This is a genomic window from Methylobacter sp. Wu1 (assembly GCF_036553575.1).
Classification (GTDB): Bacteria; Pseudomonadota; Gammaproteobacteria; order Methylococcales; family Methylomonadaceae; genus Methylobacter.
Genome location: NZ_JAZHOC010000059.1, coordinates 1 through 15,554 on the forward strand (window position 1 = coordinate 1; position 15,554 = coordinate 15,554).

At 52.6% G+C, this 15,554-nt stretch carries 12 protein-coding genes; 2 read left to right on the forward strand and 10 right to left on the reverse strand.

What is annotated here, in order from left to right:
• Nucleotides 1-268: 268 nt before the first annotated feature.
• From V2P20_RS11885 to V2P20_RS11920, 8 genes are all read right to left on the reverse strand, one after another.
• A complete protein-coding gene (locus V2P20_RS11885) occupies nt 269-931 on the reverse strand; it encodes a hypothetical protein (RefSeq protein ID WP_331818563.1) in 663 nt (220 codons plus the stop codon).
• Between the two features lie 156 nt (nt 932-1,087).
• The gene (locus V2P20_RS11890; RefSeq protein ID WP_331818565.1) at nt 1,088-1,285 is read right to left on the reverse strand and encodes a YbdD/YjiX family protein; all 198 of its coding nucleotides are present in this window, start codon (nt 1,283-1,285) and stop codon (nt 1,088-1,090) included.
• On the reverse strand, nt 1,285-3,354 hold the full coding sequence (locus V2P20_RS11895) for a carbon starvation CstA family protein (RefSeq protein WP_331818567.1): 2,070 nt from the start codon (nt 3,352-3,354) through the stop codon (nt 1,285-1,287). Before V2P20_RS11895 ends, V2P20_RS11890 begins: the two co-directional genes overlap by 1 nt.
• A gap of 62 nt (nt 3,355-3,416) precedes the next feature.
• Nucleotides 3,417-4,355 carry a tRNA (adenosine(37)-N6)-dimethylallyltransferase MiaA gene (gene miaA, locus V2P20_RS11900; protein ID WP_331818569.1) on the reverse strand — a complete coding sequence of 313 codons (939 nt, stop codon included), beginning with the start codon at nt 4,353-4,355 and terminating at the stop codon, nt 3,417-3,419.
• A 17-nt stretch (nt 4,356-4,372) separates the two neighbouring features.
• A complete protein-coding gene (mutL, locus tag V2P20_RS11905; RefSeq protein ID WP_331818571.1) occupies nt 4,373-6,199 on the reverse strand; it encodes a DNA mismatch repair endonuclease MutL in 1,827 nt (608 codons plus the stop codon).
• Nucleotides 6,200-6,322: 123 nt separating this feature from the next.
• Entirely contained in the window at nt 6,323-7,639 is a 1,317-nt protein-coding gene (locus tag V2P20_RS11910) for an N-acetylmuramoyl-L-alanine amidase (RefSeq protein ID WP_331818573.1), read from the reverse strand.
• Between the two features lie 66 nt (nt 7,640-7,705).
• Nucleotides 7,706-8,131 carry a tRNA (adenosine(37)-N6)-threonylcarbamoyltransferase complex ATPase subunit type 1 TsaE gene (gene tsaE / locus V2P20_RS11915; RefSeq protein WP_331818575.1) on the reverse strand — a complete coding sequence of 142 codons (426 nt, stop codon included), beginning with the start codon at nt 8,129-8,131 and terminating at the stop codon, nt 7,706-7,708.
• A complete protein-coding gene (locus V2P20_RS11920) occupies nt 8,128-9,594 on the reverse strand; it encodes an NAD(P)H-hydrate dehydratase (protein ID WP_331818577.1) in 1,467 nt (488 codons plus the stop codon). Before V2P20_RS11920 ends, tsaE begins: the two co-directional genes overlap by 4 nt.
• A gap of 109 nt (nt 9,595-9,703) precedes the next feature.
• Between V2P20_RS11920 and queG the strand changes: the two genes are divergently transcribed.
• The gene (queG, locus tag V2P20_RS11925) at nt 9,704-10,783 is read left to right on the forward strand and encodes a tRNA epoxyqueuosine(34) reductase QueG (protein ID WP_331818579.1); all 1,080 of its coding nucleotides are present in this window, start codon (nt 9,704-9,706) and stop codon (nt 10,781-10,783) included.
• On the opposite strand, the gene ppsA is transcribed toward queG, so the two are convergent.
• A complete protein-coding gene (gene ppsA, locus V2P20_RS11930; protein ID WP_331818581.1) occupies nt 10,780-13,194 on the reverse strand; it encodes a phosphoenolpyruvate synthase in 2,415 nt (804 codons plus the stop codon). The genes queG and ppsA overlap by 4 nt on opposite strands.
• A gap of 566 nt (nt 13,195-13,760) precedes the next feature.
• On the opposite strand from ppsA, the gene V2P20_RS11935 reads away from it, so the two are divergent.
• Nucleotides 13,761-14,276, forward strand: coding sequence for a hypothetical protein (locus tag V2P20_RS11935; protein WP_331818583.1), 516 nt, complete (start codon nt 13,761-13,763; stop codon nt 14,274-14,276).
• A 146-nt stretch (nt 14,277-14,422) separates the two neighbouring features.
• Here the strand turns inward: V2P20_RS11935 and V2P20_RS11940 are convergent, their stop codons facing one another.
• Nucleotides 14,423-14,740 carry a hypothetical protein gene (locus V2P20_RS11940; protein ID WP_331818585.1) on the reverse strand — a complete coding sequence of 106 codons (318 nt, stop codon included), beginning with the start codon at nt 14,738-14,740 and terminating at the stop codon, nt 14,423-14,425.
• Nucleotides 14,741-15,554: the final 814 nt, after the last annotated feature.

The following is a 15,554-nucleotide window of genomic DNA, read 5'->3' on the forward strand; positions in this document are numbered from 1 at the left end:
AATTCCAGCCCTTTATTGTCCTGGCAATAACGGATTGAATCGGACAGGATCTGCCAGCGGTTATGGCGATCGAACAGGTAATACCAGCGTTGAACGGTTAGAGTGAGATAGTAAGTGCCAGAATTAAGGTCGGCGGCTATGCGTCGGGATGGCATGGTGAATCCTTTCTAATTTGGTTGTGGGGCATGCATGTTTCCTTTCCATATATTATTAAAGAACGTCAGTGCCAAACGTTAAGGACGGGGTTACAAACCCCGTCCCGCGTAGGTTAGCTCTCATCCCCCATAAGCTTACGAAACTCATCTTCCAATTCACTTAGCGCAGCCTTGATTTCACCATTAACCCTATCAGCTATCTGCAACCATTTATCGACTCCATCATCACCTCTTCGCTGAGCCATTTCGACACCAAACACGAATTCGTTAAAAATCCTTAATAGCTGTAAATCAATTTCTTCCAACTTTTCTGCTGTTGATCTTGGGAAGAAAATGAGCTTAGTTGCGTAATAGTTACGAAAGTTTTGATGCGCCTCTATTGCTAACTTTCGCCGTTCATCCTTAGGGATATCTCCCACAGGCTCGACAACTTTGACATAGTCGCCAAACCGAATAAAAAGCAGTTTCAGCAGGGAATAGGTTTCCGCTATGATCTCAGCACGCTTTTCATGTAAGCGAGAAAAGCGTACTTCATGCTCTGTCGCAGAAATACTTAATTGAGACCGGAGTTTTTCAATTTCGACATCAGACTGGGCCTTTAACTGAGCTTTATGGGATTCAAGCTTCTGATCATACTCGTTCTTTATGGCTTGTTTGAGTCGCTCGGAAATCCATGATTTTGTTAGCCAAAGTAACAATCCGGATAGAGTAGTACTCACAAAAGCAGAACTGATTACTTGGACAACGAAATCGGAAATCAATTGGTTTTCTTCCATGGAAGCTACCCTTCAAAGTAGGCTACTCTGCTCAACTTTATCGAGCAATGCAGGTTGAGTATAGGGTTAGGAACACAGTTTGCTCGCACACATAATATATAGAAGATCGGCGGTCTTATAAAAAATCTAGCTCGTGTATATTCTTCATAAATTCATTTAGCAGCACCGCTTCACGCCCCGCCACTTCTCCTCCTGCCACTGCTTGAAAAACTCCTTCTTACTCAACGGCTGGCAATGAGCATGGTCAGGGTCGGCCTGATGATGCATGGCATAGTGCTCCAGATAGCGCTCATAGGCGTCGTCGCCGGAAAGCCGGCGCACGATCTGCCAGAATAATTTTAGCCGTCTAAGCATCAATCCCTCACCCATTCTGCCGCCAACTGGCTCGGGCTGTGCGGCACTTCGGTCAGCGGCCGTACCGGTTTGCCGGCCAGATGGAGAGCGCATACGCGCAGCATGTCGAACACGATCGTCCACAGCAGCGCGACGAAGAACAGCGTCAGATAGGCATCCAGGTGCAGGTTGAAGATCAGTTGCGGCGCGATGGCGGCTTTCTCGGGCGGCAGCGTGCCGGCTGCCAGTTTAGTGGACAGGTCATTGGCGGCCGAGAAGAAACCGATGCGAATATCGTCGCTGGTGATTTTCTGCCACGAGGCGGTGCTGGTGATAATGATCAGCCACAACAGCGGCAGACCGGTTACCCAGGCATAGTTGAATTTGCCGGACTTGACCAGAATGCCCGTCGCCACGCACAGGGCGATGGCCGCCAGCATCTGGTTGGCGATGCCAAACAGCGGCCACAGAATGTTGACGCCGCCGTTGGGGTCGATGACGCCGATATAGAGAAAATAGCCCCAACCGCCTACGACCAGCGCGCTGGTCAGCATGACCGAAGGCGCCCACGAGGTTTCGGCCATTTTCGGCCAGATATTGCCGAGCATATCCTGCAGCATGAATCGGCCCACGCGCGTGCCCGCATCCAGCGTGGTCAGGATGAAGATGGCTTCGAACATGATCGCGAAGTGATACCACAAGGCCAGCAAGCCATCGCCGAACGCACTGCCGAAAATGCTGGCCATGCCGACGGCCAGCGACGGCGCGCCGCCTGTGCGCGCGAACAGGCTGGCCTCGCCCATTTTGCCGGCCAGTACCTGCATCTGCTCCACGGATACCGGAAAGCCCCACGATGAGATAGTAGCGACGGCCGCGGCCGCTTCCTTGCCGACGACGCCGGCCGGGCTGTTGATGGCGAAATACACGCCCGGATCGAGCACGGTCGCCGCGATCATGGCCATGACCGCCACAAACGACTCCAGCACCATGCCTCCATAGCCGATCATGCGGATGTCGCGCTCATTGGTCAGCAGTTTAGGCGTCGTGCCGGACGATACCAGGGCATGGAACCCCGAGATCGCGCCGCAGGCGATCGTGATGAACACGAACGGGAACAGCTTGCCGCCGAAAACCGGCCCCGTGCCGTCGATGAATTGCGTCACGGCCGGCATTTTCACGTCCGGCTGCAACACGACGATCGCCACGGCCAGCAGCGTGATGGTGCCCAGCTTCATGAAGGTCGACAGATAATCGCGCGGCGCCAGCAAAAGCCAGACCGGCAGAATGGCCGCCGCGAAGCCGTAAGCCATGACCCACCAGGCCAGGGTCAGCCCTTCGTGATCAAACAGGCCGCGCAAGGTCTCGCTGCCGTCGATCCAGCCGCCGCCCGCGACCGACAGCAGCAGCAGCGTCACGCCAAAGGCCGATGCTTCCAGCACCTGGCCGGGACGAAGATGGCGCATGTACAGGCCGACGATCATTGCGATCGGAATCGTCGCGGCCACCGTGGAAGTCGCCCAGGGGCTGTGCTTCATGGCATTGACGACTACCAGCCCGAGCACGGCGATCAGAATGATCATGATGGAAAACGTGCCGATCAGCGCCGCCGTTCCGCCCAGAGGCCCGAGTTCGTCGCGCGCCATCTGCCCAAGGCTCTTGGCATTGCGGCGCGTGGACAGAAACAGCGTCACCATATCCTGCACGCAACCGCCCAGCACCGAGCCGAACAGCAGCCACAGCGTGCCGGGCAGATAGCCGAACTGCGCGGCCAGCGTCGGCCCGACCAGCGGACCAGGACCAGCGATAGCCGCGAAATGATGGCCGAAGACGATCCATTTGTTGGTCGGCACGAAATCGCGGCCGTTATCGAGGCGTTCGGCCGGCGTCGCGCGCGTAGGGTCGACTGCCAGTACGAACGCGGCAACCCACGCCGCATAAAAACGGTAGGCAATCGCATAAACGCACAGCGCTGCGGTAATGAACCATAGTGCATTGATGCTCTCACCGCGGTTCAGCGCGATGCCGCCGACCGCCGCCGCACCCAGGATAGCGATGAGTAGCCAAATAGAGTTTTTCAATAAGTTATTCATAGCTTTTTTATTAGGTTATTGTCATTTTATTCTTCTTGAACACAGGCCGTAGCTGGCCTTTACTATAAATGCTGTCTGACTTCGGCGAGCACTTTCTCCAGCAAATCCGGCTGCCCGGTCTCAAAATTGGCTGCGTCGGTTTCCCTGCGCAACCAGGTGAACTGGCGCTTGGCCAACTGCCGCGTGGCGACGATGCCTTTCTCGACCATGGTGTCGTAATCATATTCGCCCGACAGATAAGACCAGACCTGGCGATAACCGACCGCCCGGATCGAGGGCATTTTTTCCGTCAGGTCGCCGCGCTTGAACAGCGCTTCCACTTCGGCAACCAGGCCCTGCTCCAGCATTTTTCTGAAACGCTGGGCGATGATATCGTGCAGGATCTTTCTGTCCGGCGGAGCGATGATCAGCTTGATTTTCCGATAAGGTATATCCTGCGCCTGGCCTTCTTCGAAGAAAGAAGTCATCGGCCTGCCGCTGATCTCGTAGACTTCCAATGCGCGCTGTATGCGCTGAGGATCGTTGGGGTGAATTCTGGCTGCGGCTTCGGGGTCGACTTGGGCCAGTCGCGCATGCAGGGCCTCTTTGCCGAACTGCTCCAGTTCCTGATCGAGCTTTGCCCTGACGGCTTCATCGGCTTCGGGCAACACGGCCAGTCCGCTGTTCAGGGCGTTGAAATACAGCATGGTGCCGCCGACCAGTATCGGCAGCTTGCCGCGTTCAGTGATTTCGTCCATCAATGTTAAGGCCTTGTCCCTGAACTGGCCGGTCGAGAACGATTCCATCGGGTCCAGGATGTCTATCAGATAGTGCGGGATGCCGCCTCTTTCCTCCAGCGTGGGCTTGGCGGTGCCTATGTCCATGCCCCTGTACACGAGCGCCGAATCAACGCTGATGATTTCGCCATTGAGCGTTTGAGCCAGCTGCACGGCCAGAGCGGTTTTCCCCGAGGCCGTGGGGCCCATCAGGAAAATAGCCGGGGGATGCGTGTTTTTTTGCATAGTACCTAGGATAAATTTTATTGCCCGCGCAGGAAGAATTTGTCGAGCTCATGGATCGACAGCTCTATCCAGGTCGGCCTGCCGTGATTGCATTGACCTACTCTTTCGGTCTGTTCCATTTCGCGCAGCAAGGCGTTCATTTCATCGACCGTCAGGCGGCGATGCGCGCGCACGGCGCCGTGGCAGGCCATCGTAGCCAGCAGTTCGTTGATCTGTTCCTGCACCCGGGTGCTCACGCCGTGTTCGATGATGTCGGCCAACACATCGCGTATCAATGTCTCCATATCGGCATTGTTCAGTAACGCGGGCGTCGAGCGCAGGATGACCGTTTCAGGGCCTGAACGGTTTAGATCGAACCCCAGCGACATGAAGAATTCGTGTTCCTGCTCGGCCAGATCCGCTTCAGCCGGGCTGACTTTTATCTTGATGGGCAGCAGCAGCGGCTGGCTGGGCACATTGCCGTTGTGATACTGCTTCTTCAGGCGCTCATAGGTCACACGCTCATGCGCGGCATGGGCATCGACCAAAATAATGCCGTTCGGGGTTTCGGACAGAATATAAATGTTGTGCAGATGCGCAATGGCATAACCCAGCGGCGGCGTACCTTTTGTCTGCGCTGCCGGTTGCGGCTGCGCCGGTTTTTGCACAGGCTCGGGCTTTGAATACAGCGCGGCATACGCCTGTATCGTTTCCTCTACATTCAAAGGCAACGCCTCTTGCTGAGGCAGTCTGGGGCTATAGGCCGGTTTATGGCTTTCCGGTCTATGGCTTTCGACAGGTTTCGCCTGCGGCTGGGGTGCAAACTCCTGCACCAGCGTAGGAGTCTGCTCCTGATGCCCCCCCGGCCTTAAATCAGCCAGCGAGCGATGCAGCGCCGAGAACAGGAAATCATGCACCAGCCGTCCTTCCCTGAATCTGACCTCCATTTTTGCCGGGTGCGCATTGACATCGACCAGCGCCGGGTCCAGTGCCAGGAACAGCACGAAAACCGGGTGCCGCCCGTGGAACAGCACATCCTGATAAGCCTGTTTGACGGCATGGGCGACCAGTTTGTCCTTGATCAGACGACCATTGACGTAGAAGAACTGCATGTCCTGCTGGCTGCGCGAAAAGGTCGGCAAGCCTACCCAGCCGGTCAGATGCAGGCCGGATGATTCGAAGTCGATTTTGACGGAATTCTCGATGAAGGCCGATCCGCAGATGCCGGCGATCCGGCGTTCCTGTTCGATTTCGGTGGCCGACGGTTTCAGGCTCAGGATTTCCCGCTGGTTGTGCGTGAGCTTGAAGCCGATATCGAAACGGCTCAGCGCCATTCTTTGCACCAGGGTTTCGATATGCGCGAATTCGGTTTTTTCGGCTTTTAAAAATTTGCGCCGGGCCGGCGTGTTATAGAACAAGTCACGCACCTCAATCGTCGTGCCTTCAGGATGCGGGTCGGGCTGCGGGTCAAAATCCCGCTCCGTGCCGTCGGCATTGACGCGCCAGGCGCAATCAGCGCCGGCAGTGCGTGAAATCAGCGTCAATCTGGCCACGGAACTGATACTGGGCAGCGCCTCGCCGCGAAACCCCATGCTGACGACATGTTCCAGATCTTCCAACGTGGCGATTTTGCTGGTCGCGTGCCGTGACAACGCCAGCGGCAAGTCTTCTTTTACTATGCCGCAGCCGTCGTCCCTGATTTTTATCAGGCGGGCGCCGCCCTGCTCTATATCAATCGATATTTGCCGGGCGCCCGCATCAAAACAGTTTTCAACCAGTTCCTTGACGACAGACGAAGGCCTTTCAACGACTTCACCGGCGGCAATCTGGTTGACGAGTTGAGTGGGAAGAGAATGAATACGCATAGCCAACACAAAATAAAAGCCATATTTTATATGACTTGGACATTGGCCGGGGAAATTTTAACGGCTGGATTCACGCCATTGGAGAGCACGGGCGGGCTGACGGCCGCCCTTGTGCAAGGCTTGTTACATGCTTAATTCAGTATCGGCTTCAGCCATATGGGTATTGATCGGCGTATGCTGCTGGCTGAAATAGCTCACGATTCCTTTAAAGATAGCCATCGCCATCTTCGATTGATGCGCGCTGTTGCGTAATTTCTGTTCTTCCGACGGATTCGAGATATAGGCGGTTTCAACCAGAATGGACGGAATATCGGGCGATTTCAGCACCATGAATCCGGCCTTCTGCACCGCATCATGATGCAGTTCGCCGATTTTTCCGAAATTCTCCAGTACATTCGCCGCCAGGTCTACGCTTGCATCTTGCGTGGCGGTCTGAGACAAATCCAGCAATACCGAAGCCAAAACATCGTCTTTGTCATGGAGCTTGACGCCGCCCACCAGATCGGAGGCATTCTCGCTGTTGGCCAGCCAGCGCGCGGCTTCGCTGGATGCGCCTTTTTGCGATAAGGTGAATACTGAAGCGCCTTTAACGCTAGGATCTTCAAAGGCATCGGCGTGTATGGAAATAAACAGGTCAGCTTTAGCCGCGCGGGCGATTTTCATTCTTTCGCGCAGATTGACGAAGTAGTCGCCGTTGCGCACCATGACCGCAGTCATGCCCGGCTGCCTGTCGATCAATGTTTTAAGGCGGCGGGCAATCGAAAATACCACGTCCTTCTCCTGGGTGCCGCTATATCCCTGGGCGCCAATATCTTTGCCGCCATGTCCGGCGTCTATGGCAATGACAATGCCCTTGCTTTTATGGGCAGCCATCTTTGTTTTGAGCGATCTGTTCGCGACTTTTATCAGCCCGGCAGACTTACCTTCAACGGCTTTCTTAATGGCCGGCTTCGGCTCGACCGGTTTAGCCATGTCGGCTTTTCTGACAACTGTTTTGGGTTCGGCGGTTTTGCCGGCAGACGATGGAGTTGCGCCTGGCTTGGCTGCATTGGCAAGCGGCCCTTTATCGGTCAGTTCCACAACCAGATGCGAGCCGTCCTTGAAACTTTTGGGCTCGATCTGTTTTTTTAAATCAAAAACGACTCTTAGGTCGGTATCGTTTCTGAGCGCCGTGCGTACCCGGTGAAACAACGGGTGCGATGCGGGAGGCTGGCTCAGTGCCTGACCTAAATGAACATCCAGGATATCAATCACTAACCGTGACGGGTTTTCGAGCTGAAAAATTCGGTATTTAGGGGCGGAGGTCAAATCAAACACCATGCGCGCCTGATCGGGACCGGAAATATAATTCAATGAATTGACGCTGATTTGCTGTGCATAAGCGGATACAGACAGTAGCTGTAACCCGGCAATAGATAAGACCTTCCAGTAATTTTTCATAGCTATGATCCCTAATGACAACAATCTTGTTTAAATTATAACAGTATGTCTTTGTTTTTCCACTCCCTATAGACTATTTTTGATCATTTTCAGTTCCAGCGATCGACCGTTGTCTTCTGGAATCAATGTGATGACTACATCGGGTTCCGGGAGGAAACCCTTGCCCATATCAGGCCATTCGATAAAACACACGGCATCCTGGTCGAAATAGTCCCTGATGCCTATCCATTCCAGCTCTTCGGGATCGGCCACCCGGTATAAATCGAAATGAAATACCTGACGGTCGGCCAGGGCATATTCTTCCACCAGCGTATAGGTAGGACTCTTGACCGCGCCGGAAAAACCCGCCGCGCGCAGAAACCCCCTGACCAGGGTGGTCTTTCCCGCTCCTAAATCGCCATGTAAAAAAACCAGGCATTTCGGCGGCAACAGTTGCCACAATTGCGCGCCGAACTGTTCTGTCTCTTCAGTACTGCTTAAATGTTGTTTCATGAATTTACCAATTGCCTGAGAGGCTCCATCAGATCGCTGGCCAACAAGCCTCTTTCTCCGTCTTTTTCCACTGCCAGGTCCGCCGCCAGACCATGTATATGAACACCCTGTTGAGCCGCGTCCTTCAACGCCAGCCCCTGAGCCAGCAATCCTGCAATCACGCCGGAGAGCACATCGCCCATGCCGCCCGAAGCCATGCCCGGATTTCCCGAGGTCGAAACGGCCAATTCATGATCTGAAGCGACCAAAGTGCCGGAGCCTTTCAGAATGGCGACGCCGCCGAATTTGGCCTGAAGTGCCGCGGCCGAAGCGAATCTGTCCTGTTGCACCTCGGTAGTGGAGCATTGCAATAAGCGCCCGGCTTCGCCGGGATGCGGCGTCAAAATCCAGTTGGGCTTTACAAAAGGTGCACGGGCCAGCAGATTCAGGCCATCGGCATCGATAACCAGCGGTTTTTGAGAATTCACGGCAGCGCTGAACAAATCGCTGGCCCACTCGCTTTGCCCCAGCCCCGGCCCTATAACGATGACATCGGCTTTTTCCAGCAATGCCTGCAGTTGGCCGGCATTTTCCACGCCATGACACATCAGTTCCGGCCTGTTCAAATTCATGAGCCCGGCATGCTCTGGCCGCGTTGCAATGCTGACCAGTCCTGAGCCGATGCGCAAGGCCGCCTCGCCGGCCATTCTGGCGGCTCCGGTATATCCCAGATCGCCGCCGATTATCAGCACATGGCCGTAATTGCCCTTGTGCGAATAGCTCTCGCGATTGGGCAGGCGTGTTTTAACGACTCGAACCGTCCTTGACGGCACCGCTTCAAACACATCGTCAGGCACCGCCAAAGATGCATAGAAAATCTCGCCGCAATAGTCGGCCGCCTGCCCGGTAAACAAGCCCTGCTTCAAGCCGATAAAGGAAACCGTACAATCCGCCTTTACGGCGCAAGCCATTATATTGCCGGTGTCGGCATTCAGGCCCGAAGGGATATCGACGGCAATAACATGTTTTTGATTTTTATTGATGAATGCGATGGCTTCCGCATAAGCACCTGTTACCGGCCTGTCCAGTCCGGTGCCCAAAAGCGCGTCGACAGTTACATCGGTCTCGATGTCCAGATCGGACTGAAATGGAACCACCGCCCCCTTGGCTTCGGCAAACTTCCGGTAGGCCGTCAGAGCGTCGCCTGTGAGCTTCTCCGGGTCCGACACAGAGTAAACGGTCACGCTGAGCCCGGCTTCCCGCGCCAGTCTGGCAATAATATAGCCATCGCCCGCGTTATTGCCGGAGCCGCAAAAAACCGCCGCAGAACGGGCATAAGGCCATTTGTTGCGAAGGCACTGAAATACGGCGTATCCGGCCCGGCTCATCAATTCAATACCGGGAATGCCGCGTTCCTGAATGGCGATCCGGTCAAGTTCCCTGACTTGCGCAGCCCGATAGAGTTTTATTGGTAATTTATGCATGTTATCAAGCTCCAAAAAGCTTACCACTTGCATTTGAGTGCGCAATCATAAAGAATTTCCCATAACCGTATATTTTGTACCTCATCTATTATATTTCCTGTATTCGTCGATGGACACAACCAGCGCTGAAAAAATGGCTGCCCTCGCCAGGCAAATCAAACAATGGGGGCAGGAATTGGGCTTCCAGCAAGTGGGCATTACCGACACCGATCTAACGGATGCGGAAGCCCATCTGCAAAACTGGCTCGCCGATCACTTTCATGGCGACATGGACTATATGCAGCGCCACGGCGATAAGCGCAGCAGGCCTGCCTTATTACAACCGGGAACCGTCAGCGTGATTTCGGTACGCATGGATTATCTGCCCGAACCGGTTGAAGCCCTGCATGGAACGCTTGAAGAGCCTTGTTCAGCCTACATTTCGCGCTACGCGCTCGGCCGCGACTATCACAAAGTGCTGCGCAACCGCTTGCAGAAACTGGCCGACAAAATTCAACAGGCCTATGGCCCATTCGGTTACCGGGCTTTCGTCGACAGCGCCCCGGTCCTGGAAAAGGCGCTGGCCGAAAAAGCGGGGCTGGGCTGGATAGGCAAGCATTCGAACCTGATTAACAGCAAAGTAGGGTCGTGGTTTTTCCTTGGCGAAATTTATACCGATCTGCCGCTGCCGGCCGACTCCAAGGCCGCATCGCATTGCGGCAGCTGCTCGGCCTGTATGGACGTCTGTCCGACGCAGGCGATTGTCTCGCCCTACCGGGTAGATGCCAGGCGCTGCATATCCTATCTGACGATTGAACTGCACGGATCGATTCCCGAGCCGTTCAGGCCGCTGATCGGCAACCGCATCTACGGCTGCGACGATTGTCAGCTGATCTGCCCGTGGAACCGTTTTGCCAAACTAAGCGGTGAAAAGGATTTTCATCCCCGTCATCGATTGAATACCCAGCAATTGCTCACTGTCTTCGCCTGGAACAAAGAGGAATTCCTGATCAAAACGGAAGGTTCGGCCATACGCCGGATCGGCCATGAGCGCTGGCTGAGAAACATTGCCGTTGCTCTGGGCAATGCGCCGGCATCGCAGCCTGTGATCGATACCTTAAAGGCCATGCTCTCTCATCCTTCGGATATGGTGAGAGAGCATGTCCGGTGGGCTTTGGACAGACAGATGAACCGGTTATCGATCGATTAATGCTCGCCAAGCCGCTGTTCGGTTTCCAGCACCAGTTGAGTGGTTTTGAGCACGGTATCGGGATTCAGGCTCATCGAATCGATCCCGATTTCCACCAGAAACTCGGCCATTTCGGGATAATCCGACGGCGCCTGGCCGCAAAGACCGGAGTGGCTTCCGGTTCGCCGCGCACCTTCAACAGCCAGGCGGATCATTTCTTTTACGCCGGGATCGCGCTCGTCAAAATCTGCTGCGACAATTTCCGAATCGCGGTCCACGCCCAGAGTAAGCTGGGTCAGATCGTTCGATCCTATCGAAAAACCGTCAAAGTGCTCGGCAAAGGCATCAAGCTGGATAACGTTATTGGGAATCTCGCACATCACGTAGATTTTGAGGCCGTTCTCGCCGCGCTTCAAGCCGAGCTGCGCCATATACTCGAGTACGCGCCGGGCCTCCTGCACGCGCCGGCAGAACGGAATCATCAGGATGACGTTGGTCAGCCCCATCTCGTCGCGCACGCGCTTCATGGCCGCGCATTCCAGCGCAAAGCCTTCGGCATAGGCCGGATGCGTATAACGCGAAGCGCCCCGGAAACCGATCATCGGATTGGCTTCATCGAATTCAAACCAGCGCCCGCCCAGTAAGGTGGCGTATTCGTTGGTTTTGAAATCCGACATGCGCACGACGACGGGCTTTGGATAGAACGCCGCAGCGATTGTGCCCACGCCCTCCGACAGTTGCCGGATAAAAAACTCTTCGCCTGTATCATAAGGTCCAATTAACCGCTTGAGCTGCTCGCGCTCGCCCGAATCCTGAACTTTGTAGGGATGCAACAGCGCCATCGGATGCGCTTTGATGTATTCGGTAATGATGAATTCCATGCGCGCCAGGCCGACACCGTCGTTAGGCAGGAAACTGGTCTTGAAGGCCAGCTCTGGATTGCCGATATTCAGCATGATTTTGGTTTGCGGCCGCTGCAAGCCGGACAGGTCCGTGCTGGTTATCTCGAAATCAAGCCGACCTTCATAAATCTTGCCGGTGTCGCCCTCGGCACAGGATACGGTCACCAGCATATTGTTTTTGATGGCAGTCGTGGCATTATCGCAACCGATCACAGCCGGCACGCCCAATTCCCGCGCAATAATCGCCGCATGGCATGTGCGTCCGCCACGGTTGGTGACTATCGCCGAGGCGATTTTCATGACAGGCTCCCAATCGGGCGTAGTAGTGTCTGACACCAGGACATCACCGGGCTTAAACTCGGACAACTGCTCGAGTTTCTCAATAACGCGGGCATTGCCAACGGCAATCTTGGCTCCCACCGAACGTCCTGTGACGATCGGATCGGCTTTTTGTTTAAGCGTATATTGTTCCAGCACCATGCCGCGCTTTTGTGATTCCACAGTCTCAGGCCGGGCCTGAACAATATACAGCTGGCCGTCGATGCCGTCCTTGGCCCACTCCATATCCATGGGCCGCGTCTGCCCGGCCTTGGCGCTGTAGTGTTTTTCGATTTTGATGGCGTAATCGGCCAGCGTCAGGACATCCTGATCATTAATGCAAAAATGCCCGCGCTCCGAGGCTGATGTAACGATGTTGCGTATCGGTTCGCGCGTACGCCCCTCGCTGTAAACCATTTTGATTTTTTTCGCCCCGAGCGAGCGCCTTAACACCGCCCGATGGCCCTGCTCAAAAGTCGGTTTATGCACATAAAATTCGTCCGGATCCACGGCGCCCTGCACGACATTTTCGCCCAGACCATAAGCGGCGGTAATGAAAACCACATCGCTGAAACCGGATTCGGTATCCAACGAAAACATAACGCCGCTGGCATCCAGGTCGGATCGCACCATTTTCATGACGCCTATCGACAACGCCAGTTTGAAATGATCGAAGCCTTGGTCTATCCGATAATGAATGGCCCGATCGGTAAACAAGCTGGCAAAACAGCGTTTGCAGGCATCCAGTAAAGCCTGATCTCCACGTATATTCAGATAAGTATCCTGCTGGCCGGCGAAACTGGCAGTCGGCAAGTCCTCAGCCGTTGCCGAGCTGCGCACAGCAACGCTCAAATCCTCGCCATATTCCTGCTGCAACTGTGCGAACGCATTCAGAATCTGGTTTTCAAGATCCTCCGGCAGAGGCGCGCCATAAATGATATCGCGCGCCTTGCGTGCCCGTTTGGCAAGATCGGCGACATTGTCCGGATCAAAATCATCCAATGCTTCATGGAGAGGCCGCCAGGCATTGGCCTGATCCAGCACATAACGATAAGCTTCCGCCGTAATGGCAAAACCGTTGGGAATCTTAATGCCTTGCGGCGTCAATTCGCGATACATCTCGCCCAGCGATGCGTTTTTGCCGCCAACCAGAGGTACATCATCGATAGTTAATTCATTAAACCAGCGGATGTAGTTTGTTTGTTCAGTCATTATGTTTATTCTCCTTTAGCATATTCCCCTGCTGCCTTGTGACGTGGGTTGTAAAGAAGGTACAGCATTTACCGGCTTCAGCCAATAATTTTGTCCGCAAAGAAAAACCTTAAAAAAATTGTGTGACAATTTGCCACATTATCATTCCTTCAAGGCGTTGCTAGCATATTAGTATGCGCTCTTACTTGCCTTCGGCTTTGAGCAGGGAGCTTAATCATCTATATTTAAGCTCCCTTTTTTTGATTTTCCGCTTGACTTCCAGTTCAAATTTAACAATCAAGCACATACAGTTTTATCCACAAATCCTGTGGATAACCCTGTGCATAACAACTAAATAACTGCTTTCAGGCCCTGCCCTGCCTATGCTTTTATTAGATTGTAGCGTTTTTGTACAAAAATAATTATATTTACTTATCAATAGCTTATAAAAAACAACCTTAACAAATAATGTCTGTTTTTTGGAATCGACTGCCATATCGACACTATAAAAATATCTGTGCATAAATAGATCATGTTAAGCTTATGAAAACACCTCATGTCAAGCATTTTTAGCGTTACTTCAGACCATGCCATTGTTTATTTCGTTAAGCCTCGCCTTCAGTTTTATAGTGCAAAGCGCCAGCCCACTGCAAAGCCTGCTGGAATCTACGACATTCAATTACACTGGCATAACATTAGCCGTCTGCAGTATTGCAGGGATTGTTTTGAAAAAATTGCCGCCAAAGATCTGCTATGACGTATTTGCCAGCGGCGCATTATTGGCTTGGTTTAGCCATTGGAAACCTTTGTTTAATGATGATTCGCCGATATTTTTCTTCTATCCGCTTTATTTCGCCTTTATGATGGCCTTTGTATCATTGTTTTTTATCCAGAGGCCCCAAGTCATCGACTATGACACTTTTCGCTATATAAAATATGTTTCCCGCAAGTACAAACTGCCGCCTTGGCTTGTGATGGCGGGCGTTTTGGTGAGCCTTGCATTGCATCAGCATTTCCTGTTGTTTCCGATCATGATGACCCTTCTGATTATACGCTTTGCTTTAACAAGTTATCTCGAACAACACCTGACGAATCGATTGTGATGGTAAAAGCCCGCCTTGATATGAGATCCGCCAGCCAATGAGTTTTTTGATGAATAAAAGGCGATACTTGCCTGTAATGCTTCAAGCCAGCTCAGAAACCATGTGGCGTCAGCCTTTAAAATTTGATCATGCAGAAGGCGTCTACTTTAGTGACGACGATATTCTCCGTCATCATCCGGGTAATACACATCCAAAGGCCGGTCGAAGGTGTATTTGGCTGGCTTCATGATTAACAGATCAGCCGTTTTTTCAAATGCATCGTGCGGTGGAGAAATCGCCGCGAAGGCCGTAAGCGGGCTAATAGCCACAAAAGTAGCCGAACCAACCACAGTCGCGACAAGACCTAATGGCCTGTATAAAATAACATCGATCAGAGCGACTACTGGAGGCTGCTCATTTTGAGCATGCGCTATGTTCGTCATCTCTAGCATCACAATAGCGAGAACCAGAATTTTTATTTTCATATGAGTGTTACCTTAGCCTCTGTTCAGGATAAGGAAAGCAGGCAGATCTTTTTGTAAAAGCAGAAAAAGCATGGATTTCCACCGTGTCATTTCCTCAAAAAACCCGCTAACCATGAAATTAGTACGTATCTCTGCAATATAGATGATTTTTGCCGGACATTTATCCGGCATTACACAAAAAATAATTGATAAATGGTGAAATCTATATCTTGCATGAATTATGGGCGCAATGCTCTGTTGTTGCATTGTAATCTATCAGCCTGCGGTATCTTTGAGCCGCTTTATCAAAAACATATTCGGAAATATTCGCTATTAAAATTTCTGCTCTACTGAATCGCGCTTTTCCCTAAAATTCGCGCGGGATCTCTTAAGACAATTGACTCCTCTTCCTTACACGTCTGCAAAAATAACTGCATTTTAGCGGCACAAAACTTTTTATCAGTGAATCTGGACAAGGCAGACCCTTGGCGGTAAACAGATTTCAATTTTAAATGGCGCTTCATTACTAATGATTAAGGCCAAAGCAAAGAAGTCCGGCGGTTAAATAATTAAAACCATTAACCGCAGGCTATTACAAGGCTGGAACTGTATTTCAAAAATTACCCGGCTACTTGCCGGCTAACGTGATTAATAAACTGAATTACCACTTTGATCTGTATCTGTGATGCAGTAATTTTTTTTATTACTTATTCTTGACAATAGTTCGGACACTTTTATGCGGCAATCGTCCCGTAGTCACTGAATTCGTCAAATAGTTGGGCTATTTTTTCGCAATCTCTGCTCAGGCCTAACTTGTCGAAAAGTCGTAACAGCA

Bases quoted from the DNA above. Each gene is read 5' to 3' on its own strand.
- queG (WP_331818579.1), top strand. From the start codon at position 9,704: ATGGACACAACCAGCGCTGAAAAAATGGCTGCCCTCGCCAGGCAAATC.
- V2P20_RS11885 (WP_331818563.1), bottom strand. From the start codon at position 931: ATGGAAGAAAACCAATTGATTTCCGATTTCGTTGTCCAAGTAATCAGT.
- V2P20_RS11895 (WP_331818567.1), bottom strand. From the start codon at position 3,354: ATGAATAACTTATTGAAAAACTCTATTTGGCTACTCATCGCTATCCTG.
- V2P20_RS11920 (WP_331818577.1), bottom strand. From the start codon at position 9,594: ATGCATAAATTACCAATAAAACTCTATCGGGCTGCGCAAGTCAGGGAA.
- V2P20_RS11935 (WP_331818583.1), top strand. From the start codon at position 13,761: ATGCCATTGTTTATTTCGTTAAGCCTCGCCTTCAGTTTTATAGTGCAA.
- V2P20_RS11890 (WP_331818565.1), bottom strand. From the start codon at position 1,285: ATGCTTAGACGGCTAAAATTATTCTGGCAGATCGTGCGCCGGCTTTCC.
- tsaE (WP_331818575.1), bottom strand. From the start codon at position 8,131: ATGAAACAACATTTAAGCAGTACTGAAGAGACAGAACAGTTCGGCGCG.
- mutL (WP_331818571.1), bottom strand. From the start codon at position 6,199: ATGCGTATTCATTCTCTTCCCACTCAACTCGTCAACCAGATTGCCGCC.
- V2P20_RS11940 (WP_331818585.1), bottom strand. From the start codon at position 14,740: ATGAAAATAAAAATTCTGGTTCTCGCTATTGTGATGCTAGAGATGACG.
- ppsA (WP_331818581.1), bottom strand. From the start codon at position 13,194: ATGACTGAACAAACAAACTACATCCGCTGGTTTAATGAATTAACTATC.
- V2P20_RS11910 (WP_331818573.1), bottom strand. From the start codon at position 7,639: ATGAAAAATTACTGGAAGGTCTTATCTATTGCCGGGTTACAGCTACTG.
- miaA (WP_331818569.1), bottom strand. From the start codon at position 4,355: ATGCAAAAAAACACGCATCCCCCGGCTATTTTCCTGATGGGCCCCACG.